The organism is Nocardia sp. NPDC051981 (assembly GCF_040680715.1).
In the GTDB taxonomy this organism is placed as follows: Bacteria; Actinomycetota; Actinomycetes; order Mycobacteriales; family Mycobacteriaceae; genus Nocardia.
This window is the reverse complement of sequence record NZ_JBFAXK010000022.1, coordinates 1-25,396: the sequence shown is the minus strand read 5'-3', so window position 1 is coordinate 25,396 and position 25,396 is coordinate 1. Positions and strand designations below refer to the sequence as shown.

The 25,396-nt window shown below is 66.8% G+C and carries 26 protein-coding genes, 2 pseudogenes and 1 riboswitch; of the genes and pseudogenes, 17 read left to right on the top strand and 11 right to left on the bottom strand.

Annotated elements, in window-relative coordinates; all coding sequences use genetic code 11:
• Positions 1-124 precede the first annotated feature (124 nt).
• The gene (locus AB0L60_RS30675; RefSeq protein ID WP_354834502.1) at positions 125-400 is read left to right on the top strand and encodes a hypothetical protein; all 276 of its coding nucleotides are present in this window, start codon (positions 125-127) and stop codon (positions 398-400) included.
• Positions 401-573: 173 nt separating this feature from the next.
• On the opposite strand, the gene AB0L60_RS30670 is transcribed toward AB0L60_RS30675, so the two are convergent.
• Positions 574-2,346 carry an NRAMP family divalent metal transporter gene (locus AB0L60_RS30670; RefSeq protein ID WP_364621224.1) on the bottom strand — a complete coding sequence of 591 codons (1,773 nt, stop codon included), beginning with the start codon at positions 2,344-2,346 and terminating at the stop codon, positions 574-576.
• 341 nt (positions 2,347-2,687) lie between these two features.
• Positions 2,688-2,866, bottom strand: a riboswitch (M-box (ykoK) riboswitch).
• A 447-nt stretch (positions 2,867-3,313) separates the two neighbouring features.
• Positions 3,314-3,481, bottom strand: a pseudogene (locus tag AB0L60_RS30665) (molybdopterin cofactor-binding domain-containing protein); the annotation flags it as partial.
• A 46-nt stretch (positions 3,482-3,527) separates the two neighbouring features.
• On the opposite strand from AB0L60_RS30665, the gene AB0L60_RS30660 reads away from it, so the two are divergent.
• Positions 3,528-3,776, top strand: coding sequence for a hypothetical protein (locus AB0L60_RS30660; protein WP_364620932.1), 249 nt, complete (start codon positions 3,528-3,530; stop codon positions 3,774-3,776).
• Between the two features lie 60 nt (positions 3,777-3,836).
• On the opposite strand, the gene AB0L60_RS30655 is transcribed toward AB0L60_RS30660, so the two are convergent.
• Both AB0L60_RS30655 and AB0L60_RS30650 read right to left on the bottom strand, forming a co-directional pair.
• Positions 3,837-4,190 (bottom strand): hypothetical protein, encoded by a 354-nt coding sequence (locus tag AB0L60_RS30655; RefSeq protein WP_364620930.1) that lies wholly within the window; start codon positions 4,188-4,190, stop codon positions 3,837-3,839.
• A 130-nt stretch (positions 4,191-4,320) separates the two neighbouring features.
• On the bottom strand, positions 4,321-5,742 hold the full coding sequence (locus tag AB0L60_RS30650) for an amidase (protein ID WP_364620927.1): 1,422 nt from the start codon (positions 5,740-5,742) through the stop codon (positions 4,321-4,323).
• Between the two features lie 81 nt (positions 5,743-5,823).
• Here AB0L60_RS30650 and AB0L60_RS30645 point away from each other — a divergent pair, with 81 nt between their 5' ends.
• The 6 genes from AB0L60_RS30645 to AB0L60_RS30620 all read left to right on the top strand — a co-directional run bounded on the left by AB0L60_RS30645 (position 5,824) and on the right by AB0L60_RS30620 (position 11,003).
• Positions 5,824-6,462: a TetR family transcriptional regulator gene (locus AB0L60_RS30645; RefSeq protein ID WP_364620924.1), complete on the top strand. Its 639-nt coding sequence runs from the start codon at positions 5,824-5,826 to the stop codon at positions 6,460-6,462.
• Between the two features lie 4 nt (positions 6,463-6,466).
• Positions 6,467-6,673 carry a hypothetical protein gene (locus AB0L60_RS30640; RefSeq protein ID WP_364620921.1) on the top strand — a complete coding sequence of 69 codons (207 nt, stop codon included), beginning with the start codon at positions 6,467-6,469 and terminating at the stop codon, positions 6,671-6,673.
• Positions 6,674-6,793: 120 nt separating this feature from the next.
• On the top strand, positions 6,794-7,213 hold the full coding sequence (locus tag AB0L60_RS30635; protein ID WP_357011886.1) for a YciI family protein: 420 nt from the start codon (positions 6,794-6,796) through the stop codon (positions 7,211-7,213).
• A gap of 11 nt (positions 7,214-7,224) precedes the next feature.
• Positions 7,225-8,505, top strand: coding sequence for a sigma-70 family RNA polymerase sigma factor (locus tag AB0L60_RS30630; RefSeq protein WP_364620918.1), 1,281 nt, complete (start codon positions 7,225-7,227; stop codon positions 8,503-8,505).
• A gap of 94 nt (positions 8,506-8,599) precedes the next feature.
• Positions 8,600-9,772: a serine hydrolase domain-containing protein gene (locus AB0L60_RS30625; protein WP_364620916.1), complete on the top strand. Its 1,173-nt coding sequence runs from the start codon at positions 8,600-8,602 to the stop codon at positions 9,770-9,772.
• 127 nt (positions 9,773-9,899) lie between these two features.
• Positions 9,900-11,003 carry a glycoside hydrolase family 43 protein gene (locus AB0L60_RS30620; RefSeq protein ID WP_364620914.1) on the top strand — a complete coding sequence of 368 codons (1,104 nt, stop codon included), beginning with the start codon at positions 9,900-9,902 and terminating at the stop codon, positions 11,001-11,003.
• Between the two features lie 2 nt (positions 11,004-11,005).
• Here AB0L60_RS30620 and AB0L60_RS30615 read toward each other — a convergent pair whose 3' ends face one another.
• On the bottom strand, positions 11,006-12,019 hold the full coding sequence (locus AB0L60_RS30615) for an AraC family transcriptional regulator (RefSeq protein WP_364620911.1): 1,014 nt from the start codon (positions 12,017-12,019) through the stop codon (positions 11,006-11,008).
• 163 nt (positions 12,020-12,182) lie between these two features.
• On the opposite strand from AB0L60_RS30615, the gene AB0L60_RS30610 reads away from it, so the two are divergent.
• From AB0L60_RS30610 to AB0L60_RS30595, 4 genes are read left to right on the top strand one after another with little or no spacing between them, the layout of a single operon-like run.
• Positions 12,183-12,704: a hypothetical protein gene (locus AB0L60_RS30610; protein ID WP_364620908.1), complete on the top strand. Its 522-nt coding sequence runs from the start codon at positions 12,183-12,185 to the stop codon at positions 12,702-12,704.
• Positions 12,705-12,715: 11 nt separating this feature from the next.
• Entirely contained in the window at positions 12,716-14,050 is a 1,335-nt protein-coding gene (locus tag AB0L60_RS30605) for a peroxidase (RefSeq protein ID WP_364620905.1), read from the top strand.
• Positions 14,047-15,063 carry a hypothetical protein gene (locus AB0L60_RS30600; protein WP_364620902.1) on the top strand — a complete coding sequence of 339 codons (1,017 nt, stop codon included), beginning with the start codon at positions 14,047-14,049 and terminating at the stop codon, positions 15,061-15,063. Before AB0L60_RS30605 ends, AB0L60_RS30600 begins: the two co-directional genes overlap by 4 nt.
• Positions 15,064-15,106: 43 nt before the next feature.
• A complete protein-coding gene (locus AB0L60_RS30595; RefSeq protein ID WP_364620900.1) occupies positions 15,107-15,757 on the top strand; it encodes a GAP family protein in 651 nt (216 codons plus the stop codon).
• Between the two features lie 173 nt (positions 15,758-15,930).
• On the opposite strand, the gene AB0L60_RS30590 is transcribed toward AB0L60_RS30595, so the two are convergent.
• The 3 genes from AB0L60_RS30590 to AB0L60_RS30580 form a co-directional block, all read right to left on the bottom strand.
• Positions 15,931-17,064: a hypothetical protein gene (locus AB0L60_RS30590; RefSeq protein ID WP_364620897.1), complete on the bottom strand. Its 1,134-nt coding sequence runs from the start codon at positions 17,062-17,064 to the stop codon at positions 15,931-15,933.
• Complete coding sequence (locus AB0L60_RS30585) at positions 17,065-17,334, bottom strand: hypothetical protein (protein ID WP_364620894.1); 270 nt, start codon at positions 17,332-17,334, stop codon at positions 17,065-17,067.
• A gap of 254 nt (positions 17,335-17,588) precedes the next feature.
• Entirely contained in the window at positions 17,589-18,494 is a 906-nt protein-coding gene (locus AB0L60_RS30580) for a TIGR03620 family F420-dependent LLM class oxidoreductase (RefSeq protein WP_364620892.1), read from the bottom strand.
• Between the two features lie 79 nt (positions 18,495-18,573).
• On the opposite strand from AB0L60_RS30580, the gene AB0L60_RS30575 reads away from it, so the two are divergent.
• Positions 18,574-19,179: a helix-turn-helix domain-containing protein gene (locus AB0L60_RS30575; protein WP_364620890.1), complete on the top strand. Its 606-nt coding sequence runs from the start codon at positions 18,574-18,576 to the stop codon at positions 19,177-19,179.
• A 297-nt stretch (positions 19,180-19,476) separates the two neighbouring features.
• Here AB0L60_RS30575 and AB0L60_RS30570 read toward each other — a convergent pair whose 3' ends face one another.
• On the bottom strand, positions 19,477-19,680 hold the full coding sequence (locus AB0L60_RS30570) for a hypothetical protein (protein ID WP_364621235.1): 204 nt from the start codon (positions 19,678-19,680) through the stop codon (positions 19,477-19,479).
• Here AB0L60_RS30570 and AB0L60_RS30565 point away from each other — a divergent pair.
• Positions 19,612-19,776 (top strand): annotated as a pseudogene (locus tag AB0L60_RS30565) (site-specific integrase); the annotation flags it as partial. The gene AB0L60_RS30570 and the pseudogene AB0L60_RS30565 overlap by 69 nt on opposite strands.
• A 418-nt stretch (positions 19,777-20,194) precedes the next feature.
• Here the strand turns inward: AB0L60_RS30565 and AB0L60_RS30560 are convergent.
• On the bottom strand, positions 20,195-20,593 hold the full coding sequence (locus AB0L60_RS30560; protein ID WP_364620887.1) for a YbaB/EbfC family nucleoid-associated protein: 399 nt from the start codon (positions 20,591-20,593) through the stop codon (positions 20,195-20,197).
• On the opposite strand from AB0L60_RS30560, the gene AB0L60_RS30555 reads away from it, so the two are divergent.
• From AB0L60_RS30555 to AB0L60_RS30545, 3 genes are read left to right on the top strand one after another with little or no spacing between them, the layout of a single operon-like run.
• Positions 20,593-21,069, top strand: a complete 477-nt coding sequence (locus AB0L60_RS30555; RefSeq protein ID WP_364620884.1) for a type VII secretion target — start codon at positions 20,593-20,595, stop codon at positions 21,067-21,069. The genes AB0L60_RS30560 and AB0L60_RS30555 overlap by 1 nt on opposite strands.
• Positions 21,069-23,501 (top strand): WXG100 family type VII secretion target, encoded by a 2,433-nt coding sequence (locus AB0L60_RS30550; RefSeq protein WP_364620881.1) that lies wholly within the window; start codon positions 21,069-21,071, stop codon positions 23,499-23,501. Before AB0L60_RS30555 ends, AB0L60_RS30550 begins: the two co-directional genes overlap by 1 nt.
• Positions 23,498-23,917 (top strand): hypothetical protein, encoded by a 420-nt coding sequence (locus tag AB0L60_RS30545; protein ID WP_364620879.1) that lies wholly within the window; start codon positions 23,498-23,500, stop codon positions 23,915-23,917. The genes AB0L60_RS30550 and AB0L60_RS30545 overlap by 4 nt, the downstream gene beginning before the upstream one ends.
• 639 nt (positions 23,918-24,556) lie before the next feature.
• Here AB0L60_RS30545 and AB0L60_RS30540 read toward each other — a convergent pair.
• Positions 24,557-25,123 (bottom strand): pentapeptide repeat-containing protein, encoded by a 567-nt coding sequence (locus AB0L60_RS30540; protein ID WP_364620876.1) that lies wholly within the window; start codon positions 25,121-25,123, stop codon positions 24,557-24,559.
• Between the last annotated feature and the right edge of the window lie 273 nt (positions 25,124-25,396).

Here is a 25,396-nt window from a genome sequence, read left to right as displayed (position 1 = left end):
TGAAGGGCCGACGCTGCCTGCACACTTCTCTCGCCGATACAATGGCTTCGCTGAATTCGCAGCCCGGAGACACAAGTGCGCCAACGCCTCCCCGCAGGCGTTATCAAAGGGTTATGGTCACGGCATGGTGCGAACCGCCGCCGCTGCCGCAGACCCGGATGAGCCAGACATTCCGGCCACTGCTTCGCGGCCGAAGCTAGAGGTTGTTCCCGAGTCGCCTGACCCTGAAGCGCCACAGTCCCACTCCTTCGGCGCACACGTTCTGAGCCCGGCCGATATCGAGCGACTGCCGTCCTCGGCCCGGCACCGCATCGCAGCCTTCATCCACCTGCAGGTGGCAACCCTGGAGGAGTGGCCGGAGCCGGTCCTGCCCCCCATTCCCGATCTCGACGATCTCTGACGGTCGTGCACCCCGGGTATTCCCCGAACCGGATTCGTCCAAACCTGTGTGGTGCCGTCCGATTTCATCCCGCACACTGCTGAGCTTCATGGAAACGTGAGCTTCATCGAAAACGGCCGCAGCCCAAGCGCATCGGTGACGATGTGCAGGAACTGCGGCCGCGCCGTGGGTGATCAGCCGCCGATGGACTGGAAGATCTTGACGCCCACCAGGATCACCGCGAGCAGCAGGTAGCCGCGCAGGGCGAACATGCCCACCGTGCGCGCCGTGGAGAACGCCGGTCGCGCCAGGGTGTCGAGCGCGGGGGTGCGCCAGGTGTCGCGGTCCGCCTCCAGAATGGCCTTGCGCTCGGCCTTGGTGAGGCGAGTGGAGTCCAGCTCCTCCACCTGATCCGGATCCAGTCCGCCGAGCTCGGCCGCGGTCCGCTCGGCCCGGCGACGCCGGCCGCGCTGCCAGGCGATGAGCATGCCCGCCCCGCCCAGGACACCGACCAGCGCGCCCGCGCCGAAGCCGATTTCGAGGGTCGTGGCGGTCAGGTCCGGGAAGAAGGTGGCCGCGGTCAGCGCGAGCGACAGCAGCACCAGCGACCAGACGATGACCCCGGCGACAATGTTCTGCCTGACCGTGTTCACCCACGGGCCGAGCACGGCCTTGTCATTGCAGAGCAGGACCAGGAACACCGTCGCCGACGGCAGCAGCACCCCGGCCAGCGCCTGCACCCCCTGGGTCAGCAGGCCCAGCACGTGATCGGGGCTGAACGACACCGCGGCGGCGACGCCGAGCAGCGCCGCGTATCCGAGATAGAAGGCCGGCGCCTCGGAGACCTTCCAGTGCAGCGAGTGCCGCCGGCCCAGGGTGTCGCCGAGGGCGTAGGTGGTGGCCAGACCGACGGCATTGGCGCCGATGAGCGAGGCGTCCAGCAGCAGGATGGCGAACAGCGCGCCGGCGGTGGTGCCCACGTGGTCGTGCAGCGCGTGGGCGACGGCCCCGGCATCGGTGAAGCTGCCGGCCGCGGCCGTGCCCGCGAGGCCGAAGGTGGTCGCCGCCATGATGGCGACCGCGCCGACCATGACCACGACGATGCCGACCCACAGGTCGATGCGCTCGTAGCGGATCCAGCGGGGAGTGATGCGCTTGTCGACGATATTGGACTGCTGGAAGAACAGCTGCCACGGCGCGACCGTGGTGCCCACGATGGACACGATGAGCAGCAGCAGCGTCGAGTTCAGCCCGCCCGGGAAGGACGGCAGAAATCCGTGCGCGACCTGGGATGCCTTGGGGTGCACCAGGAATGCCAGCGGGAACATGACGATGTTCAGCGCGATCAGCCCGAACAGGAACCGCTCCCAGCGCCGGAACGAACCGCCGGCCACCATGGCGAACAGCGCGACCGCCGCCAGCGGCACGGCGACGCCCTTGGGCAGCCCGAAGTAGTTGAGCGCCATGGAGACACCGATGAACTCGGTGACGATGGTGAGCGCGTTCACGATGAACAGATCGCCGACGCTGAACGCGCCCCAGAACTTGCCGAAGCGGTCGAAGATCAAGCGCGCGTGGCCGACTCCGGCGACCGCGCCGAGACGGACCACCATCTCCTGGTTCACGTAGAGCACCGGGATCAGCAGCACCAGGGTCCAGACCAGCGCCATGCCGTAGTTCTGCCCGGCCTGCGCGTAGGTGGCCACCCCACCGGCATCGTTGTCGCCGACCATGACGATCAGGCCGGGCCCGATGATGGCCAGCAGCATGCGGAAACGCTGGCTGCGGGAACGGCCTTCGAGGGTGTCGTGCCGGCCGATGGAGCCGAGCGCGCCGACGATATCGCCGACGTGCGCGCTGTCCATGACGGCGCCGGTGGGGTGGGCGTCGGCGGCGGGCCGGCCGGCTGCGGCCGGCACGGCGACGGTGGAGGTGCGGCGGCTGGAGCCGTTCGCGAAGAAGGCCATGGCCTGTCCCTCGCTTTCGATCATCAGGTGTGCGGGCGTGCGGGATACGCCCGGCCGCCGAGCGAGTTCGGGCACGGATCGACCGGCCCGGGGCACGCGTGGGCTACCGACCGGCGGTGGAACGCCGGGCACGCCTGTGCGGGAAACGGGTCAGCCGGTGACCGGAATGCGGCAGGCCGGGGACGTCGGAAGAGTGAAATCCGTACTCGGATACGGACTATCGCCGGAACTCATTGTTCGTCCCTCACCTCCTTGCCGCCGGGACGTACGTGGACGTCACTACATCGGGTGTCGCATCGCGCGCGGCAGGAGGGATCTGGGCCCCACACGACGGCGTGGACCCTGCACCCCTCTCGTCAGAGCTTCGGCACTGCACGACGTATCCGGGGGCTCGCGACCCGGGAAGCCACTTCGGATCACCCCTTAATCCGGGGTGATCTGTCCTAACCCTGGGCGTCTCTCGACGTCGTCGGATCAGTGGCCTGTGTTCGTACAGGAGCCTCGCCTAGCGAGGTGCTGACTGGGCAATGGTGAGCCCGGTCGTTCCGCTTGTCAAATCCGGGCCGGTCGGTTCCTCGTAATCCCTTGTGCCCCAACCCGGTCCAGCCGTGGCCACTCCGTGGCAAACATTCATGGCCACCGGGTCCGTTATCGCATCCGGCGATGGCGCCTCTCCCGCCAGGCCTACACCATCGACTGACGGGCCCTACGGCTTGCCGGTGGCGTCCCGGAGGGCATTGGCCAGGGCGGGGGCCACCGGGTGGTATCGGGATCGACCGCCACCTGGAACAGCTGCGCATCGAAGGCGACCAAGCGGGGCGTGCCGCCCCAATGTCCGTCCGCGGCAAGGGATTCCCCGGACTCGGCCGACCACGTGTGCAGCGCCTGCGGGGAGATGCGGCGATTGCCGCGGCGCACCGAGTCTCGGTCTGAGCTCGCAGTCCTCGGCGGCAACGCCGAGATGTGTTGCGGCGGTCGCACACAAGGTGGCGGCGAGCTTGCGCGCCGCGTACGGCACCGCCCTGCCCGCCACCACGGTGCCGGTGGACCCGAAGGCGCCCGTGTCGTGGCGGACCACATCGGTATCGAACGCCTGACCGGGCGCGATCTGTCCCGCCTCGACGATCGCATCGATCTCGATCTGCGGGCCGCCCTGATGGCGGCCGGTGCATGATCGGTCGGTGTCCGAACTCAACAAGCACAATGTCGTCTACTTCGAAAGCGTCACCATGCGAGGGCTCTACGCCGCGCTGGACGAGTGGCAGCAGGCCAAGAATCATCGGTTCCTGTCGCTCAGCATCCAGCAGGATGACGGGCTCTTCTGCTGCATTGCCCTGACCAATCCCGCCGAGGTGGTCATCACGAGCGCCGACGGCCACAATCACGCCGCCGTCAACCGATTCGGCCTGCTTTCCGTCACCTCCGACTAGCCGATCTTTTTCGGTTCAGTAATTCAGTAGTTCAGTTCCGGGTCGTGGCCGGGTGACCGGTCACGACTCGACTCCACGTCGCGCCTGCCACGAACTGACCTGACGCGGACGCCATTCCCCGCGGACCAGAGGGTTGTGCCCCTTCCTCCCGGCGCGCTGCTCCCGCTTGAATTCGCGGAAATATTCGAAGCGGATCATCAGCAAACCCGAGACGATGAGCACCGCGGTCGCGATCGCGCCCAGTATCGCCCAGCCGTGGTAGCCGGACGCGGCGGCAGTGAGTGTCATGCCGAGGCATGCGATGCCGAGCAGGCACAGCACCAGAGCTGGGCCTTCGCCCGGGTCCTCGATGGCGTCACCGGGATGCGGATGCCAGTGCTCTCCGTTCGGCTTGACCGCCGTCACCCTGACCATGTCCCTACCTCCCTCGAACCGAGAAGACTCCTTACCTGTAGTCCAGAATGCACCCGGTGTTGCGGCTACGTGCGAGTAATGTCCTGAAATTTCGGAGAGAGTGCCCGATTCTCAGGCGTCATTTCAGGAATCATCCCAGCAATTGTCCCTCCGTCGGGAGGTGGATACGCGGGAAAGGCTGTTCGGATTCGAGGAGATACGCCAGTTCGATAAGGGTCCGTTCGTCGCCGTGCGCACCGGAGAGCTGAACGCCGACCGGCAGTCCCGCGCTGGTGCGGCCCATGGGCAGCGATACGGCGGGGGTTCCGGCGATATTGTTCAGCGGTGTATAGCCCACGTAACCGGTGAGCCGCTCGATCAATTCGGGGAATGGAACCGTCGGTGAGACGAATCCGAGTTCCGGTGTGGTGTGCGAGAGGACCGGCGAGACGACCACTTCGTGTCGCGCGAACATCCGGGCGTAGGCGGCCGGCACCCGGCGTAGCCGCCGCAGCGCACCCGGGGTGCGGTGCAAGGTGCGGCGGTGATGGTCCCGCAGGCCGCGGGTGAGACCGTCGGCCTTGGCGGCGTCGAAGGACCGGTCCAGGATGATCTTCCCGGTGCTGACGGCGAGATCGGCGAGCAATGCCCAGTACTGCACGAAGTCGGCGGCGAACTGGGCGGTGACCGGCAGCGTGATCGGTTCCACGATGTGACCGGCCCGCTCCAGCAGGCTCGCGGTGTGCTCGACCGCCGCCCGGGTGGGCACGTCGACCTCGGCGCCGGTCACACTGTGCATGATCAGCCCCACGCGCAGCCGGCGCCGGGCCGGGCCGTGCACCGCCCCGACCGGTGCGAGTCTCGGATTGCGCCACACATCCTCGGCGGCGGCCACGAACGCCGCGGTATCGCGGACCGTGCGGGTGACCACGCCCTCGGAAATCATGTGAACGGGAAGGTGTTTCACCTGTTCACCGTCCACGTGCCGGCCGCGGCTCGGCTTGAGCCCGACCAGTCCGCCGCACGCGGCCGGGATGCGAATGGATCCGCCGCCATCGTTCGCGTGCGCGATCGGGACGACGCCCGCGGCGACGAGCGCGGCCGACCCGCCGGACGACGCGCCGATCGAATGGGTCAGGCTCCACGGGTTCCGCGCGGCCGGCTCGGTCATGTACTCGGTGGAGGCGTTGAAGCCGAACTCCGGCAGTCGCGACTTGCCGATCAGGGTCAGTCCGGTGCCGAGGAACTGGCGGGTGTAGGCCCCGTCCTTCGCGGCGGGCCGGGCCCGGAAGGCTTCGCTGCCATGGTTCGTCGGCAGGCCCGCGACATCGGTGTTGTCCTTCACGAACGTCGGGACCCCGTACAGCGCGCTGCCGGGCCGGGTGGCGTAGCGCGGGGAGTCGTAGAGCGGGCAGGCGACCGCGTGCAGCTCGGGGTCGACCGCGCGGGCCCGGTCGATGGCGGCGGCGGCGAGCTCCCGCGGGCTCACCTCGCCGGTGCGGACCAGGTCGGCGAGGGCAACCGCGTCGTGTTCGCCGAGGGCATCGTCGCGAAAGGCGTGGAGGGGCGTCATGCCGAGCAAGCCTAGAAGAACTTACAGACTTTGCCCAGGTAAATCTGTAAGGAATTACAGAGAGCGACTAGGGTGGATGGCGTGACCGAACGCCGCCATCGCCCGAGCGCCCTGGCTCGGCGAGCAGCCCTGCTCAAAGCCGCAGTCGAGGTGGCGGCCGAGGTCGGCGTGGCCGGGGTGACCCATCGGGCGGTCACCGAGAAGGCCGGGCTGCCGCTGACCACTGTCGGCTACTTCTTCGACTCCATCGATGCGCTGACCGAGGAGGCGCTGCGCGTCTACACCGAAGAGGATGCCGACACCCAGATCGCGATCGCGGAGTCGCTCGCCGAGGCGCAGGGTTCACCCGACGAGATCGCGGCCGCCTTCAGCGCGGCCGCCACGCCGCGCACACCGGAAACCCTGGCGCTGTTCGAGGCCTACCTGCACGCGGCGCGCCGGCCGGAATCCCGTGACGCGGTCACCCGCGCGCTGACCGCCGCGCGCCGGGCCGCCGCCGCGGGCGCGCGGGCGGCCGGGGCCCCGGATCCGGATGCCATGGCGCCCGCCTTCACCGCGCTGGCGCACGGGCTCGCACTGCACGAGATGGCCTCGCCGGGTTCGCTGCCGCCCGACACCGTGCACGCGGCCTTCCGTGCGATGTTCCTCGGATTCCTGCTCGACAGCGGGCATATCGAGCCGGCCCTGCAACTCAGGCGGCAGTCGGCACCGCAGGAGTAGCGCCGTGACCGACCCCGCCGTGCGGCACCGGGACCGGGTGGACGCCCGGCTGGACCTGCCGATCATTCCGCCCGCCGTGCTGATCCTGACGGGCGTGCGCCTCGCGCGTACCCTGCAGTTCACTGGCGACCGGGATTTCGCTGGCCAGGGCAACGCGCAATGGCACACCCTCTACCGGGCGGTACTTCAAGAGCTCGGCGGCTATCGCTGACCACTCGTGGCGATCGGGCCCTGTCGATCTTTTTTCGCGGCCGTGTCGATCTGCCGGGGAGGCCGTTCGACCAAGGTGTGAGAGGGTCGGACAGCGACCCGCGACAAGGAGGACAATCCCGTGAAGTACATGCTGATCTGGCGCGCTAGCGACGAGGGCAACGCGGCCATGGCCGAGGCCGACTTCGAGAAGGTGCTCGAATCCGTCGGGCGCTTCAACGACGAGCTGATCCGCGCCGGGGTCCTGCTGGCCGCCGAGGGTCTCGACAGTGCGGAAGAGGGTGTGGTGGTGGACTTCTCGTCGGAGCCGCCGCTGGTCACCGACGGACCCTACGGCGAGACCAAGGAGCTGTTCGGCGGCTTCTACATCCTGAACGTGGCCTCCAAGGAGGAGGCTGTCGAATGGGCCAGGCGGGCGCCGTCGTTCGGTCCCGGATTCAAGACCGAGATCCGGCGCGTCACCACCATCGACGAATTCCCGCAGGACAACGAGTGGATCCAGAAGGAACGCGCCTGGCGCGAGGCCACCGGGCAGCTGTGAGCCGCTGAGCCATGGCCGACCCCACCGGTCGTGACGCCGTCGCCGCGGTGTGGCGCATCGAATCCGCGCGCATCGTCGGCGCGCTGGCCCGCTACACCGGCGACTTCACCCTGGCCGAGGATCTCGCTCAGGAGGCGCTGGCCGAGGCGCTGGTGACCTGGCCGCGCGATGGCGTGCCACGCAATCCCGCGGGCTGGCTGCTCACCGTCGGCCGGCGTCGCGCCATCGACGCCTTCCGCCGCCGCGCCACCCGCGACGACCGGTACCGCGCCCTCGCCCGCGACCTGGGCGAGGGCGGGGTCGCCGCCGGCGGCGCACCCGCGGAAACGTCGGGGGCGGAACCGCTCTGGGATCCGGATCAGATCGACGACGACGTGCTCGCGCTCATGTTCGTGTCGTGTCATCCGGTGCTGTCCCGCGAGGCGCAGGTGGCGCTGACCCTGCGCGTGGTCGGCGGCCTGACCAGCGACGAGATCGCCAAGGCCTTCCTGGTGCCGACCGCGACGGTGCAGGCCCGCATCACCCGCGCCAAGAAAACCCTTGCGGCAGCGAAGGTTCCGTTCGCCATCCCTCCGGCCGAGGAACGCGCCGTCCGGCTCGGTTCGGTGCTGAACGTCGTCTACGTGATCTTCACCGAAGGCTCCTCGGCCACCTCCGGCGCACACCTGATCCGCCTCGACCTCGCCGCCGAAGCCCAGCGTCTCGCCCGGGTGCTGGCCCGCCTCGTCCCCGAGGAACCCGAGGTCCACGGTTTGCTGGCCCTGCTGGAACTGACCGCGGCCCGCTTCCCCGCCCGCACCGACGCCACCGGCCGGCCCATCCTGCTCGAACACCAGAACCGAATGCGCTGGGACCGGGCGGCCATCCGCCGCGGCCGCGCGGCCCTCGACCAGGCGGCCCGCCTCGGCCGCGGCCTCGGCGCCTACGGTCTGCAGGCCGCGATAGCCGAATGTCACGCCGTCGCCGACTCCGTCGAGGCCACCGACTGGCCCCGTATCGTCCTGCTCTACGAAGCCCTGTCCCGGCTCTCGCAGTCCCCGATCATCGACCTCAACCGGGCCGTTGCCGTCTCCATGGCCGAGGGGCCCGCCCCCGCACTCGCCATTGTCGACGAACTCAGATCGGCTGCGGCCCTCCCGAATTCCCATCTGCTCCCGAGCGTTCGCGGGGAACTGCTCGCCAGACTGGGCCGGACAGCGGAAGCCCGAACCGAATTCGACCTCGCCGTCGCCCTGTGCGGGAATGACCAGGAACGTACCCTGCTCGAAGCCAAACTAGCCGAATTGGATTGACCAGCTCCTCGGGTCGGGCTCGGGGATTTCCCCTATTCCGATTCTGGGGATGTGCCGGATTACGCAGGGTCGGTGGCGAAACTAGCGTTCAGCCATGACTTCGACTCTGCGCGGGCGCCTTTCGGTTGCCCTCGGTGCCGCCGCGTTGCTCGTCGCCGAGATGGCCACCGCGGTCGCCCGGCCCACCGGACCCTCGCTCACGGAGCAGTTGCGTCAGGACACCGAAGCGATCCACGCCCTCGGTGTCAGCGGCGTGCAGGCCCGCGTCATCACGCCCGACGGTGCGCAATCGGTCGCCACCAGCGGCACCGCCGACCTGAACACCGGCCTCGCGGTCCCCTCCGACGGCTACTTCCGCATGGCCAGCACCGCCAAGACCCTGGTCGCCACCGTGGTTCTCCAACTCGAGGCCGAGCACACGCTGACTCTCGATGACACGGTCGACCGCTGGCTGCCGGGAGTCGTGCAGGGCAACGGGAATGACGGCAGCCGGATCACCATTCGCCACCTGCTCCAGCACACCAGCGGTATTCACGACGACCTGCCCGGATACACCACGCCGGAGGAGTACTACCAGCAGCGCTACGACCTCTACAGTCCCGAGCAGCTGGTGGCCCGCGCCATGGCCCAGGCGCCGGACTTCCCGCCCGGGCAGGGCTGGCAGTACTCCAATACCGGATATGTCCTGCTCGGCATGATCATTCAGCAGGCCACCGGCCGACCCGCCCACCAGGAGATCGAAGCCCGCATCCTCGGCCCGCTCGGGCTCGACCAGACCCGGTGGACCGGCGCCTCGCCCACGCTGCCCGAGCCGCACGCCCGGGCCTACCAATTCTTCGGTCCGGGTGACGAGGTGGACGTCACCGATCAGATACCCGTTGAGCACGAGACCCTTTCGTGGGTCACCACCACCCGGGACGAGAACAGCTTCTTCCGCGCGCTGCTCGGCGGCCGGCTGCTCCCCGCGCGGCAGCTCACGCAGATGAAGCAGACCGTCCCGGTGAGTGCGGAGCTCCAACAGCTGTGGCCCGGCGGCCGATACGGGCTCGGCCTGGCCGAACGCCCCCTCAGCTGTGGAGGAACCTACTGGAGTCACGAGGGCGGGGACGGCGGCTACATCACCATCAACGGCGTCACGGAGGACGGCACGCGAAGCGCCGTCGTGTCCATGTCCGAGGCGCGCGGCGACACTCCAGAACACATCGGCGACCAGGAGAACGTGGCCGGCGCCCTGATCGACCATGCCCTCTGCGCCGGGAGCCGGTGAACAGCGCAGCCGATCGTTGTGGAGTCCCAGCGAATCGCTGTGCGGGCCTGCGGCTTTCCGTTTGTGATTGAACTCGCCCACGACGGCGTCGAGACTGGATTCTCGACGTCTGCTGGAGGTGGCGCTGGTGGGTTGGCGAAGAGCCGTGGGACTGGTCGGTGTTCTGACAGTGGGCGTCGGAACGATGGTCGCAGGGGGCAATACACCGAAGGCCTCGGCAAACGGGGCGCATAGCGAGGAATTCACCAATCCGGTGCTGGCCGCCGGGGCCGACCCGAGCATGACCTACTACCAGGGCCGATTCCACCTGGTGCAGGGGGACTTCTACAACGATGACAACATCGTGATCCGCAGTTCGGACACGCTCGGGGGACTGGAGGAGAGCGAGCCGAAGGTGGTGTGGGAGCACCCCGACTGCCCCGCCCCCGCCTGCACCAAGATCTGGGCTCCGGAACTCGTGCACATCGGCGACCGGTGGTGGATCTACTTCGCGGGGCAGGAGGACGACCGCAACGAGACCCATCGGATGTACGCGCTGCGTTCCACTGGAAGCGACCCGACCGGCCCCTACGAATATCTCGGCCCGCTGAACCTGCCCGGCGGCTGGGCCATCGACGGCACCTACCAGCGGTACGCGGGCGCCGGCTACTTCTTCTGGTCCTGCCTGCGCAACCCCGATGACACACGCGTACAAGACATTTGCGTGGTCCGCATGTCGGATCCCATGACGCCGATCGGCGACCGCGTCAGCATCGCAACACCCACCGCCGCCTGGGAAACCGTCCCCAACGACGCGGACCTCCTGATCAACGAGGCCCCGCAACCCCTGATCGCACCCGACGGCCGCCTCTTCGCAACCTTCTCCGCCAATGCCAGTTTCGACGACACCTACTGCCTGGGCCTCCTCGAACTGGCGCGCGGCGGCGACCCCATGGACCCCGACGCCTGGACCAAATCGGGCGGCCCCGTGCTCCCCGGCGGTCCCGGCGCCATCGCCCCCGGCCACAACGGATTCCTCACCATCGACGGCCGCCCCTGGATCACCTACCACGCCCGCCTCGAACCCGGCACCGGCTGGCCCGGCCGCAGCATCCGCGTCCAGCCCATGTACTTCGGCAAGGACGGCCGTCCCCAATTCGGCATGGCCTTCGGCCCCGGCGACCCCATCGTGATCGACGGCAAAGGCCACGACGCTCCGGGAACCCCGGTGACGCCCGAGCCGCGGCGCTGAGGTCAGGTCGCCTCGGCCGATGCCCGGGTGCGGCGCCACTGTGCGGGGCTGCAGCCGTGCTGTTTGCGGAACCATCGGGAGAAGTTTCCGGGGGCGGAGAAGCCGAGGAGTTCAGCGGTCTCGGTCAGGGAGCGGCGTGGGTTGGCGACCATGTGGCGGGCCAGTTCGGCGCGGGTCGAATCCAGTAGTGAGCTGAAGGTCTCGCCTTCGGCGGCGAGGCGGCGGTGGACGGTGCGGCGGTCGACGCCCAGGCTGCGGGCCACCTGCTCCACCGAACAGCGGCCGGTGGGGAGGAGCAGTTCGATGAGCTCGCGGACGCGGTCGGCGGTGGTCGCGGGACGGACCGGGTGGACGGGGTCCAGCAGCCGCTGGGTGTAGGCGCGCAGCTGTGGATCCGCCATCGCATTGGGCGCATCGAGATCGCTTGTGTAGGTGAGAATTCCATTGAAGTCCTGCTCGAAGGTCACCTGCGGTCCGAAGACCCGGTGATGGGCGCGCAGATCGGGCGGGGCAGGGTGGGTGAAGCGGACCTCGACCGGCTGCCATGGGGCACCGATGAACCCGGCGAGTAGGCCGTGCAGGACGCCGACCGCGAGTTCGACGGATTGGCGGGTATCGCCGGGCTGCCCGATATCGAGGGTCAGCCGGATGGTGGCGAGGCCGTTCTGTTCGGTGAGGCGGGTGTGCAGCGCCTCGTTGTACGTGTCCTCGTGCCGCGACATCACGGTCAGAGCGCTGCGTACGTCGGGCTCCTCGCGGACCACCAGGCTCAGCGGACCCAGATTGGCGAAGCGGCGGCGCTCGGCCAGGCGCAGCCCGAAATCTGCGCAGTTCGTCGCGACGGACGAGTGCTCGAGCAGCCCGGCGATCGCGGCGGCGGGTACCCAGCGGTCCTGGAGGCTCAGACCGGCCGGGTCCAGGCCGGACGCGCGCAACAGCCCCACCGGGTCGATGCCCAGTGATCGGCACAGCTCCACGTATTCGTTCAGCGCCGCGTAGCGGGCCAGTGGTTTCACCAATTCTCCGACGTCCCGAAATGATCAGCGTCCTGTCCCGTAATGATAAGCCGTCGGTCTCTGCGCTGCCTACAGTGGGTTTCGTTCCAGCAACCGAAGCCAGACCGAAGGAAGGGACGACGACGTGGCCACAAGCAACGAGCATTGGTCCAAGCCAGCAGCGATGGCAATCCCCGAAACGGGGTACTTCGAGTACGAACAGGGGCGCTACGGCCCGGTCTATCCGCGAACTCCAGCTAACTATGGGTTTTCCATCGTTGCCAAGGTCAAGCCGGGTCATGAGGCGGCAATCCGGGAGCACGGCAAGGTCATCCAGGCCGCGGTCGAACAGGATCCGAATGTGCTTGCGCCGCTGCGGCTGCACTATCTGCGGTGGGTGCTGTTCGATATCGGCGACGGCCTGACCTTCCAGTATCAGGGCATCTTCGACACCGACTTCGACAAGTACCTCGAGGACGCACTCGACCTGTTCCTGTCCACGGGCATCACCACCGCCTTCGTGAATCTCGAAGGCTTTCCCGAGGATTGGCGCACCAATCGGGCCGCCGCCATCGAATTCTTCCGCAGGCACCAGTTCCCGAGCTTCCTCGAATACGGCGAATACCCGTATGTGACCTCCGACGAGGTCAAGAAGGCCCTGCGGCTCAAAGCGGCATTCTCCGACATGCTCGACGAGATGCAGTAGCGGGGGCGGCGATGCTCGAATTCGACGATATCCAGCACATCCTGCTGACCCGGGTGCCGGCGCTGACCGGACGCTACGAGTTCCTGTCCTTCACCGACGCCGCCGGTGCGCGGGCGTGGCTCGCCGCCATGGCCGATCGAGTGCCCTCGGTCGCCGACTTGCAGGACTCGGTGGACACCGACAAGCAGTGGGTGTCCGTGGCTTTCACCTGGACCGGACTGCGCGCCCTGGGCGTCCCGGCCGACGCGCTGGCGAGTTTCCCGGAGGAATTCCGCCAGGGCATGGCCGCCCGGGCCGAAGTCCTGGGTGATGCCGGGGCCAACCATCCCGATCACTGGATCGATGGCACGGCCGGTGACGATCTGCACGCGATCGTGATCCTCTTCGCCCGTGACGCCGCGGAACGCGACCGGCGGGTCGCCGAACACGATGCACTCCTAGCCGCCTGCCCGGGTGTCACGGTGCTGTCGTCGCTGGATCTGGAGGCCGTACCGCCGTTCGGCTACGCGCACGACCACTTCGGTTATCGGGATCGCTTGTCGCAGCCGGTGATCGAAGGGACGGGGGAGGAGCCCACGCCGGGCAGCGGCGCACCGCTGAAGGCCGGTGAGTTCATCCTCGGTTACGACGACGAGAGTGGGCCGCCGCTGGATCTGCCGCAGCCCGAGGTGCTTTCGCGCAACGGCACCTTCATGGCCTATCGCCGCTTGCGCGAACACGTGGGTCGATTCCGTGACTTCATCGCCGAGCACGGCGACACCGCCGAGGAACAGGAGCTGGTGGCGGCGAAGCTGATGGGCCGCTGGCGCAGTGGCGCGCCGCTGGTCCTCGCTCCGGAGGCCGATGATCCGGAACTGGGTGCGGATATGAGCCGCAACAACGATTTCAACTACAAACAGATGGATCCGCACGGCTACGCGGTGCCGCTCGGGTCGCACATCCGGCGTATGAATCCACGTGATACCGGCGTGAACATGCAGCGCCGCCGCATGATTCGCCGCGGCGCAACCTATGGACCGCACCTGCCGGAGGGAACCCCCGACGACGGCGCCGACCGCGGCATCGCCGCCTTCGTGCTGTGCGCGAGCCTGGTGCGCCAGTTCGAGTTCGCGCAGAACGTGTGGGTCAACGACACGTCGTTCCACGAACTGGGCAACGAGCGGGATCCGATCATCGGCAACCAGGACGGCACCCTGGAGTTCAAGATCCCGAAGCGTCCGATTCGCAAGACCATCACCGGAATTCCGGCGTTCACCAGCGTCCGAGGCGGCGCGTACTTCTTCCTGCCAGGGCTGCGCGCCCTGCGCTACCTGGCAACTCTCACCGATATCGAGGCAGCAGCATGACATCGTTCACCCCGGCCCGCACCTACAACCAGGCCCACCTGGCGCGCCCCTACACCCCCGGCAAGCGGCGCATCAGCATCTACTGGTCGTGGAGTTATCCCTGGGAAGCGCAACGGGATACGGCCGAACTGGACAACCGCTTCTCCACCATGACCGAGGTGCGCCAGGCTACCTGGCCCGCCTACGAGACGCCTGAATACGATGCCGCGCACTTCCTGCAGGGCATCGCGGGCACCCTCGAACTTTTCCACCGCTCCACCCTCGACTTCCAGCGGGTGGCCGGGGAAGTGACGGGGCATCCGGTGGCCGTGTTCCAGCGCATCGACCAGGCCGGATTCAAACAGCCCATCGACGAACGCATCCTCGCCGACACCGACACCCTGATGGTGTTCGGCCTCGATCACCTGCTCGCGCAGGAGGAAGCGGCTCCCGAGGAGATCGCCGCGATCCAGCAGTGGCTGCAGCGCGAGGGCACCTGCCTGCTCCTCGCCCCGCACCACGACGTCGGCTTCACCGATGACCTGAAGCAGCGCCAGATCGAGTTCGAACACCACGGTGATCCGCTGGTGCCACGCCAGCAGCGGTTCGGCGCCTACACCCGCTCACTGATGACCGCCCTGAACGTCCCGGTGCACAACGTCTACGGCCTGCGGCCCGCCGTCGTCGAAGGCACTCGCTCGATCGCGCCGCTCACCTCCTTCCGTGACCTCGACACCCCGCGCTTGCTCGACGACGTCACCACGTTCAATTTCCACCCGCACCTGCCCCACTACGAATTGACCGAGCCCGAAAGCGATTCGGTGCGCCTGCTGGCGCGTCAGCCCATCGAACTGTCCCGTCCCCACCCGTTCATCGAGGCGGGCAACACCGAATTCAATACGTTGCTGTGGCTGCCCCCCACCGTCGAACGCGCCGGCGACATCGTGATGGCCGACTCCACCAACTTCACGACCCTCTTCGGCGGCACCGACAGCCTCGCCAACTTCTGGCGCAACCTCGCGGCGATGAAATGACCCCGGCCGCAAACGGCGGCCCGATGCCGCAGGGGAGGGACCTGTGATCGGAGACCTGCTGCCACTGGCCATAGGCGTTGCGCTGTCACCCATTCCGGTGGTGGCGGCCATCCTCATGCTGCTCTCCACCAACGCCGGCCGGGCCAGTGCGGGCTTCGCGCTCGGCTGGGTGACGGGCATCCTGACGGTCACGGGGGTCGTGACAGCCGCCGCCGCATCCGGGCTGATGAGTTCGGCGGGCCAGCCCTCCGCCGCGGCCTCTGCGATCAAGATCGCCATGGGCCTCCTGCTGGTGTTCATCGCCTTCCGTCAGTGGGGCAGCCGCAAGGACGATTCGATACCGGGCTGGATGAAAGCCATCGACGAACTCGGAGTCGCCAAGGCGGCCGGCTTCGGCATGCTGCTCTCCGTACTGAATCCGAAAAACCTGCTCCTGTGCGTCACGGCGGGCGTCACGATCGGCACCTCGGGGCTGAACCCGGCCGGCACCGCTGCGGCAATCGCCGTCTTCGTCTTCCTGGGCGCGGCATCGGTGGTCGTCCCCGTGGGTGGCTACGCCGTCGCGGCGAATCAGCTGCGCGGCGCACTCGCCCACTTGAAGAACTGGCTACAGGCGAACAATCACACGGTCATCGCCGTGGTGTTCATGGTGATGGGCACCACCGCTTTCGCCAAGGGCGTGAGCGGATTCTGACCAGGTACTGATCGCACTGTGCCACACGGTGTTTCACCACCGTCTCGGGTCGTCGGCGGAAGTTCGACGGCCCGAGACGGTCTCATGCCGTCGTTGCACGGTTCGCGGCATTCCGCGGTCAGAACTCCCGACCGCTTTCACACCCCACCGGTGTCGACCAGGTGAAATGTCGATCATGTACCGGCCAAGCTGCGGGGCGAGCAGATAACCGCCGCCGACGGCCATGATGAACCCGGCGCCCAGGACCGCGCCGGCCGTGTCGAGCCGTTCGCCGAGTCGGCGGGAACCACGCACGGAAACAACTGATTCCGTGTTCGAGAGGACGGACATGAGCACTCCTGGATCGGTGGGATACGCATCCCGAGCATCCAGTGCGGTCCGTACCGTTCGCTGACGGTCGCTGTCAGCGAAGTGTGCGCAGCAGTTCGAGCGCCTTGTCCGAAAGCCGGGCGCCCGCCAGGAATTCCGCGCTCAGGCGCACGGGCCCGAGCGCCGCTTCCGCCTGATCGAGCGCCCGCCGCCGGAACGGGCCGATGCGGGATCACCCCGGCCCAATCCGTGGGCGGCGGCGTCAGTGAGTTCCAGGAAGCAGTCGGCGTGGATGCGTGCGCCTCGTCCGCATCGCCGGCTGCGGTCAATTCCGCGGTCGCGTAGACCCGGATGGTCTCGGCCATTCGGTAGCGCTGTCCATCCAAGTCCACCAACGACTTCGTCACCAGTGAAGTGACCGTGTCGATGGCGTCCGGACCGCACACCCGGATGATGGCGTCCAAGGTCGCGCCACCCGCGAATATCGAAAAATGCCGGGCCGCAGCGGCTTCCGCAGCCGTGAGCAGTTCCCAGCCGCAAGCGACGGCCGCGTGCAAGGTTCGATGGCGCGGGACCGCGTGGCGAGTGCTGTTGGTGAGCAGCCGGAAGCGATCAGTGAGCCGCGCGCTGAGGTCCGGCAGCGGCAGGCTCCGCACGCGGGCGGCGGCGAGTTCGATGGCCAGCGGCACGCCGTCCAGGCTGCGCACGATGGCGCGGACATCCGCGGAATTGCTCTCGGACAGCGCGAAATCCGGGAGTGCCGCGGTGGCGCGGTCGATGAACAGCCGGACCGCGGGCGATGCGGTGGCCGCCGGGAAATCCGCGTCGGCTTCGGGCAGTTCCAGGGTCCGGACCGGATACAGTCGCTCGTCCTCCACGCCGATCGGCTCCCGGCTGGTGGTGAGCACCCGCAGCAGGGGCAGCCGCTGCAACAGGCCGTCGACCAGGCGCGCGGTCGCCTCCACGACATGCTCGCAGTTGTCGAGTACCAACAGCATTCAGCGGCCGGACAGCGTCCGCTCCAGTACTTCGGCCCACTCCGTGGACAACTCGTCGGGTCGCTCGAACTGCGCGAGCGCGTTCGCGATCGCCACTCCGACCGCGGTCACGGCCGGCCGGTCGGCTCGTTCTCGCTCGAGTGCGGCCAGTTCGACGAAGGCGTAACCATCCGCCCAGTCCACGGCGTGCGCCCCGACCGTCTCGACGGCCAACCGGGTCTTCCCCACGCCCCCGGTACCCGACAGTGTCACCGGTCGGGCCTCGCGCAACGCCCGTCGCACTCCTTCCACGTCGCGTCCGCGTCCGACGAAGCTGGTGTACCGCCGGGGCAGCAGCGGCACGTGGCGCCGCGCCTCTCGTCAACCTGGGCCAACGCGGGGCCTCGCCGCATCGCAGCCATCGAACCAGCTCGGGTGGAAGTCGACGATGGCCGACGGTCGCGAGGACCGGATCGGTGTCGGCGCCGGGGATTTCGGGCCGTTGCGGGAGGCGGCGGCACAACATCCATTGACCGGGCTGGCGGTCAGCGGCCGATCTCCATGGAGGCCAGTAGCTTCCACTGCTGCACGGGGATGGTGAACGGCTCGGCGGGCAGAGCCTGCAGACAGACGTGGTCGGCGCCGGCGGCGAGGTGGGCCGCGACCCGCCGGTCCACCTCGTCCTGGCCGACGGCGACCAGGGCGTCGAGAAGGCGGTCACTGCCGGTTCCGGCGAGATCGGCGTCGGTGAATCCGAGCCGGCGCCAGCTGTCACGGTATCCCGGATTGGACAGGTATGCACCGACATGCGCCCGGGCTCGGGTGCGGGCGCTGTCGTCGTCGCTTCCGACCACGACAGCCTGCTCGACCACGAGTGCGCGCTCCGGACCGAGAATGGCGCGTGCCTGCGAAGTGTGTTCGGGCGGAACGAGATAGGTGATCGCTCCGTCGGCGCGGTCCGCGGCCAATTGCAGGGCGCGCGGGCCGAGTGCGGCCAGCACGCGGGGCAGCGGGCCGGGGTCGGGTAGCCCGAGCCGACCCCGCAGGGCGTCGGGCTGGTCGAGCTCGTCGAGGTATTCGCCCAGCGCGGCCAGTGGTTTGCGGTACTCCAGCCCGAGAACTCCCTCCACCACAAGGGGATTCGATGTCCCGAGACCGAAGAGGAACCGGCCGGGGTGCGCGTCGAGCACCGCCCGCGCCGAGGCGCGCATCCAATGGGGATGCCTGCCGTAGATCACCGCGATCCCGGTACCCACCACCAGCGACCGGGTCGCGGCGAGCAGCCCGGCGGCGGTGATGAACGGGTCGTGCGCGAGCCCCTCGCTGAGCCAGATCGCGCCCAGCCCCATCGCCTCGAGTTCGGCGGCCAGTTCGGCGACCATCGTGGGTGGTTGTAGATCGAGGCCGTTCACCCAGAGTCCGGTGCGCGGCATGTTCGGTGGAAGAGTCACGGTCAACCTCGGTGATCTATGATTTGGAATACCGTTCCGAATATATGGAATGGCATTCCGTTTGAGCAAGGAGTAGTTCGTGAGCGATGCTGACTCGCCCCCGCCGGGCGGTGTGCGGGCCGATGCCAGGCGCAGCCGGGCGCGCGTGCTCGAGGCCGCGCGCGCCACCTTCGCTACCGAAGGTGTTGCGGTGTCGTTCAACGAGATCGCGCGCAGCGCCGGGGTCGGCGCGGCCACGCTGTACCGGCACTTCCCGAAGCGGGAGGACCTCATTGCCGCGGTGGTCGGCGAGAGCCTGGGCGAGGTGACCGCGCTGGCGGAATCCCTGTGTGCCGAAACCGATCTCGAGGACGGACTGCGGCAATGGCTGGTCGCGCTGGTGTCGCACATTCGTCGGGTCCGCGGGCTGTCGGAGGAGATCGTGCGCGCGCTCGAGACCCCAGGAAATCCGCTGGCGCCGCACTGCGAAGCGGCCATGGCTGCTGCGGAGGGCCTGTTGTCGAGAGCGCAGCGCGCCGGGCATGCGCGGGCGGGGGTCGCTGTCGACGACCTGGTCCGCATGGCGACAGCCATCGCATGGACCGGCGACCGGTCAGCCGACGACACGTCCGTCAACCGCCTGCTCGATCTGGTCCTGTGCGGAGTGCTCACCCGGCCGATCCGCCCGGCTCGGCGGCATACGTGATGCCAGCGCGCAGGACAGTGTCGTGCGGGTCGAGCGCTTGTCAGCGTCCGCGTCGACCGGTGGTGGTGAACTGGCGCGTGATGCGGCCGAGATGGTCACACAGCCATCGGCGACGCGGTAGCCGCCGGAGTCCGGGTCGCGGGTGAGGGGTGACCAGCTCCCGTACCGGCACCTCCGGGCGGAGCCATCATTCGCGTGGTGACTTCGGTTGCGTGTCACGCGAACCCGACCGCCGCGCACGCGCACGCGCCGGCGCGGCGGCGGACGCCACGGCCAAATTGCCGTGCACAGCCATGGTCAGCGGGTGGTCACCGCCGAGGACCCGCTCGCAGTCGGTGAGGCCCGTTCGTGCAGCGGGATGGCACGGGGTAGCAAGCCCTGGTTTGTCAGGAATGTGGCGGTGCTGTGGAGGATGGTTGCGGTGGTAGCGGTGCCGTAGCGACGATCTTGGACGAAGCCGACGGCTTGTCCGCGCGCGCCGCAGCCGACGTCCTCGGGCATGCCGACCCCTCGATGACCCAGCGTCGGTACATGGCCCGGGGGCGGGTGCATCCGGCGGCGGCCGCCGCGCTTCACAACGCGGTCAGCGCCGAGTGAATTAGTTGGGAGTTGGTTGGGGTTACAGTGCGGTTTGCGGGTTCCGCGGTACGGGTATTGGTGTAACTGCCAGCGTTGTCGCTGGTCAGTAACCCCGTGTGCGCCCCCGGCAGGAATCGAACCCGCGACCTAGGGAATAGCACAAGGCACCACTATCCGACGCTACTGCTCGCTGTCAACTGTTGTCGAAAAGTCTTGTCTGCCTGTCGATCTGATTGCCTCGTCGCTACCTTCTGCTATCGAACACAATTTCGGAAAACGGTGACGCGCAGCGAATTTCGTAGGAGTTTGTTGGGACTCACGATGAGCTCGCCCCCGTGTCCACTCTTCGAGTCAGAATAACGATCGCAGATCGGTTGGTCGGCTCACCATGCCTCGTAGGGCAGTCAGCGCAGTTTTTCGTCCACCGTCCCCGGTCTCAGTCAGCCGCGATACGGGACTTGCGGCGGAATTCGTAGTCGTAGGCTTCGTCGTCCCAAGTTTCATCTCTCGCCGTTGACGGTGGCGCGATGGTGGTTCGAGCAAGTGCATCGCGGGCGGTATCGGTGGCGGCTCGGACGTCCTCCCGTTCGGAGATGGTGTCGAGTTCAGTTCGGATGGCCTGCCGCGCGGTGGTGTGAGCCTGTCCGATCAGCGCGAGGAGGCTGGCGACGAGTCGGTTGGTGTGGGCGTCCGCATCGGTGATGTGCCAGTCGTGCACGGTGCCATCGGCGCTGACTGCCACTGTGATCCGGCCATCGGCTGAGGTTGCCGTGGTGGTGCGGGTCTGGATCGCTGCTTGTAGGCGTTCGGTGTCGTCGGCGACCGCGTCCAGCAATGATCGGTTACGCGCAGGTCTTTGATCAGCCATGCTCTGAGGCCCCCCCCTACTCTCTGGTCCCGGTTGCCGACCTCGTCGCGCGGCCGGAGCGTCTGTGTGGCGTTGTAAAGTACGCGCAACTAAGTTGCACCGATCGGTCGGTGTCGGCAACACGAGGGGGCTCGGGCATGGGTGGGCGGCTAGATGTGAACCCGGAGCGCGTGCGCGCGTTGGCTTCCGGATTCAAAGACGCATCGGCCACGCTCGGGGGCATGACCGACCACGATTCGGCCGACCAGATCACCGCAGGTCTGGGTGACACGGCCGTCGGTGGTGCCTGCTCGACGGTGGCGTCGGCGGTCGGCGGGGCGTTCACCGCCATCTCCGGCCACTACGACGCGCTCCATACCCATGCCCACAACGGCGCCAACGCCTATGACGCGACCGAGGACGTCTCGGTCGACAAGTTCACCAACCTGGGGGACGCGATCTGATGGGTACGCCGACCATCCCGCAGGTGAAGGCGTGGGATCCGGACGTACTCAACACTCAGGCCGGGGAGTGGGAGCAGAAGGCCAAGACCCTCGGCGACACCCTGGATGCGGCGGCACGCTCGGTCGACGGCTCGCATCACTACTGGATCGGTGACGCCGGAGACTCGATGCGGGACCGGCACGACGAAATCCACAGCGACGCAAAGACGGTCAAGACGGCGCTGGAAAACGGTGCAACCGCCGCGCGCAACGGGGCCACGGCGATCCAGGCCGCCAAAACGACGTTGCTGAGCAAGGTTTCCGACGCTGAAGGTGCGCATTTCACGGTCAGTGATACCGGCGAGGTGAAGGTGAGCACCGACATGCTCCTCATCCTCAAGCTCACCGGCCAAGACTCATCTTCCACTTCCACATTGCTGGCAAGTCTGGAGCACCGAGCCGAGGAGTACCAGAAGGCGATCCAGGGTGCGCTGACCGATTGCGGAACCGCCGACGACAACGCGATGACCGCGGTCAACAACGCCTTCGCGAATCTGACCACCACACAAATCCAGCAGCCGACCACCGACCAGCTCGATCAGCTCACCGCCGATCAGGCCCGCCAGGATCTCCAAGCCGTCAAGGACGGCACCGCCGACGACGCGACCCTGGCGCGAATCCGCATGGCCACCACACTGTCCGACTACGACAAGCAAGAACTGAACGACGGCAACAGCGTCGGCCTCGCCCAGTACCCCTATCTCCAGGTATTCACCCAGGGCATGAATGACATGTCCAGCGATGACATCAGCCAGCTGGGCAGCAAGCTCAAAGGCAACGGGCCCGATCAAGTACAAGCGGCTATCGCCAACGATTTCCGCATCGTGTCCGACCCCCAGGTGCACAGTCTAGACGGCAAGAACACCGGCGGAATGTCGCAGCTACCCAAGAACGTTCAGAAGATCCTTACCGAGAACCCCTCCGTGCTCACCGGTACCGCGACCAGTCCTGTGCCCTATCCCGTTCCCGATCAACCGAACTATGACGCGTTGCATGACGCGGACAGCATGCGGGCGGTCGGCCAGCTGATGAGTAAGGGCGACTTGTCGATTCAGGGCAGCGACATCAACCGCGCCATGATCAAACAAGGTGCTGAGATCGCCGCCTTGAACCCAAGCGCAGATCTGATCAAGAGTCAGACCGGCTCCCTCGCGAATACCTTCCTTCAGGACGCCTCGGGCGACCACACCGCCGTCCACGACGCGCTCGTGAACCCCCACGGTGTCATGGACGTCACCTGCACCCCCGGCGGCCACTACGACGCCAACAGCCACGTGCTGGATATCCTGCAACATCAATGGTCACCGGACCAGCACGGCGCGGAAAACATGTTCAAGTACATCGGTGACGACGCCGGCGCATCCAATCAATTCCAGCAGCAGCGGGCAGGAGAATCGGCCCAATCGCTGGCTACCATCATCGCCCATAACGAAGCCACTCTGTCTCACGATGTGCCCGGCGCGTCCGGCCACGTCTCCTTCGGCGAACTCAATCCGGGCCTGAGCCAGGTCGTGGCCAAATCCCTTGAGCCCTACCTCCCCAACCTCGCCGGAGTCAGTGACTCCGATCTGAAAGTCAATCATTACTGCGGCAATCTCGACACCGCCGGTAGCAGTGATAATAGCGTCACCGTTGACGGCACCCAGCTCAATCACACGCCAGGCGATCTGTCGAACCTGTTCAAGGTCATCGACTCAAATCCGCAGGCCGCCACCGAATTCAACAACGCCGCCGCTCACCTGGCCGGGCAACTCGACTTCGCTTACGGTACGGGACAAGACCCCCATGGGGCCTACGAGCAGGGACAACTCACCGGAGCCATGAAGAACGGCCTCAGCGATGAGCTGTCGGCTCTGATCAAAATGGATCACCAGAACACTCTCGACCACGACACTTCGGCGTATAACCAGAAGGCGGAGATCGCCGACATCGTCACCGGAATCGTGAACGGTGCAGGTATCGAGGGACCCGCGGGCGGCGTCGTCTCCACCGCAGCGTGGATCCTCGACCCAGTCATCAAAGCCCAGATACCTTCACCGGACACCTATGGCATCGATCACACCGCAACTCACTGGGACAGAGATCTCGGACCGACATCTCGCATCGACGCCAACAACACCTTCCTTCAGGACGCCAACATCATCAACGGCTACAACTCGGTCCATCACGACACCTTCGACCAATTCAATGACCATAAATACAACGGCCGCACCTACGACTTCTTCGATTCTCAAGGCCGACCGAATATGGATGTCATCGAGCACAATCAGGCAGCTTTCGAAGACGCGAAAAAGAACATCATCGGCCAAATGGTTTTCGATAATTACCACACTCAACAAAGTGCTGGACGGGCAAATCCAGACATTATCGCTCAGGAGGATGGACCGAAATGATACGGACCGCCGTCAAGATGACATCGATACTTGCGGTGGCACTCGGAGCATTTTTCTCGGCCGCCGCCTGCTCAACAGGGGGATCATCCCACGAAGCGACCAGCGCGACAGCACAACCCTCCGCCTCGCCCAAGTATGATCCCTATGTTGACCAGGCAAACATAGTCGTCGACTACGCGAAGATCGATCCGGGAATCTTTGATAAGTTCAACAACTACCGTAACGAACGCACCGGGGAGACGCGTAAATTCTTCGATTCCAGCGGGAAGCCCGATATGTATGTGATCGACCATAATATGGAGACCTTCGACGAAGCGAAATTTGCCCTCATTCCACATGATTTCTATCAGCGGGAATGGAATGAAAAATTCGCTTCTCACGAGTCATCCGCCGCTGCGACGTATCCCCCTAAATAGCGGCGATTACAGTGCAATTGCCTTGAAGGACGGCTCGAAACTGAGTCCAACCGAGATTTGGCGTGCGCTCTGTACCTGATGCGGCAGAGTCTTCGAACTGGCGTGTCGCGCAGATGTTTTGAACCGCGCTGGGCATCTGAGACCGCTGTCGCGGCGCCGCCGATACTGTGATAGCCATGTCGAAGGCTGACGTCGATGCTCTTGAGTTTGCGCGTGCCCAACTACACGAGCCTGTGCCACAGCCGGACCCGAAGCCGCGGCCGGCCCGCCCGAAGTCAAAGACACCAGCCTCAGGAGATGGCACAGCCAGGACCAGCGGTTCCGGCATGGTGGGCACATGCCGGAACCGGAAAGTCGACAACTCAGACCCGCCCGACCGCACACGAAAGCGGTCCCGGCAACCAAGGTTGCCGGGACCGCTTTCACCTGCCACTTGACAGAACAGGCCCACATATCAGCTGTGCCGCCTCATGAGGTTGGTCTCGCCTTCGGGCCGGCTCGCCTCGGTTCCGGGTCCGGGTGCGGCACAGCGGGTTCCGGTCGGGTGGGGGGTGTCCGCAGGATACCGTTTTGTCCGAGCCATGCGAGCTAGCGGAGCTACTACGGCCGGCGCGGGGTTTCGCGGGTGTAGGGAATTGACTAACGGCTTGGCGGTGGCGTGAAGCCCTGCGGCCACTTCGTGCCGTCGGTGTAGTGAATGTCTTTCAGGATCGGGTTGTACAGCAACGTGGCCCTCAGGTCCGCACCGGCCAGGTCTGCTCCGGTCAGGTCTGCGCCTGTCAGAGTCGTGCTGCCGGTCAGGCGCGCGTCGGTCAAGTTCGCGCCGGACAGGTGCGCGTTGAACAGGCTTGTGTAGGTCAGGTGCGCCCGGGTCAAGTTTGCGCCGGTCAGGGTTGCACCGGTCAGGTCCGTGCTGGTCAGGGTCGCGCCGGTCAGGTCCGCAGCGGTCAGGTTCGCGCCGGGCATGTGCGTGCCGGCCAGGTCGGCGCCGGCCAGGTTCGCGCTGATCAGGTCGGCGTTGAGGATCGCATCGATCACTTTCGCGCCGGTCAGGTTCGCGTTGGTCAGGTTCGCGGCGGTCAGGTTCGCGCCGGTCAGGTTCGCGCCGGTCAGGTCCGTGCCGGTCAGGTGCGCGCCGGCAAGACAGGAGTTCGAAAGGTCGATCGGGTTGGGGCCGTCGTGGCTTCTGTTGCGGCGACCGATCACAGTTACAGCAGCCTGGACATCTATCGCGATCCTGATTGGCTGTTGCGAGCATGTAGCCGTCGTGGGAGCGTGCGTACGGGTGAAGGCACCAAGGACCTCGAACACGGTGGGGTGATCGGCCGGGGAGTCCCGGGCGAGTCGCTCCAGTGAGGTTCCCCCCGATGAGTGGACACCGATGTAGCAGGACGGAGGTCCTGCTGGAAGGATGTCCGATATGCCTCCTCGTAAGCGTCGGTCGTATACGGCCGAGTACAAGGTCGAGGCTGCGCATCG

Coding starts and splice junctions, on each gene's coding strand:
- AB0L60_RS30675 (WP_354834502.1), top strand. CDS start 125: ATGGTGCGAACCGCCGCCGCTGCCGCAGACCCGGATGAGCCAGACATT.
- AB0L60_RS30670 (WP_364621224.1), bottom strand. CDS start 2,346: ATGGCCTTCTTCGCGAACGGCTCCAGCCGCCGCACCTCCACCGTCGCC.
- AB0L60_RS30655 (WP_364620930.1), bottom strand. CDS start 4,190: ATGGTCAGGGTGACGGCGGTCAAGCCGAACGGAGAGCACTGGCATCCG.
- AB0L60_RS30650 (WP_364620927.1), bottom strand. CDS start 5,742: ATGACGCCCCTCCACGCCTTTCGCGACGATGCCCTCGGCGAACACGAC.
- AB0L60_RS30630 (WP_364620918.1), top strand. CDS start 7,225: ATGGCCGACCCCACCGGTCGTGACGCCGTCGCCGCGGTGTGGCGCATC.
- AB0L60_RS30625 (WP_364620916.1), top strand. CDS start 8,600: ATGACTTCGACTCTGCGCGGGCGCCTTTCGGTTGCCCTCGGTGCCGCC.
- AB0L60_RS30610 (WP_364620908.1), top strand. CDS start 12,183: ATGGCAATCCCCGAAACGGGGTACTTCGAGTACGAACAGGGGCGCTAC.
- AB0L60_RS30605 (WP_364620905.1), top strand. CDS start 12,716: ATGCTCGAATTCGACGATATCCAGCACATCCTGCTGACCCGGGTGCCG.
- AB0L60_RS30600 (WP_364620902.1), top strand. CDS start 14,047: ATGACATCGTTCACCCCGGCCCGCACCTACAACCAGGCCCACCTGGCG.
- AB0L60_RS30590 (WP_364620897.1), bottom strand. CDS start 17,064: ATGCTGTTGGTACTCGACAACTGCGAGCATGTCGTGGAGGCGACCGCG.
- AB0L60_RS30570 (WP_364621235.1), bottom strand. CDS start 19,680: ATGCCCGAGGACGTCGGCTGCGGCGCGCGCGGACAAGCCGTCGGCTTC.
- AB0L60_RS30555 (WP_364620884.1), top strand. CDS start 20,593: ATGATCGGTTACGCGCAGGTCTTTGATCAGCCATGCTCTGAGGCCCCC.
- AB0L60_RS30550 (WP_364620881.1), top strand. CDS start 21,069: ATGGGTACGCCGACCATCCCGCAGGTGAAGGCGTGGGATCCGGACGTA.
- AB0L60_RS30545 (WP_364620879.1), top strand. CDS start 23,498: ATGATACGGACCGCCGTCAAGATGACATCGATACTTGCGGTGGCACTC.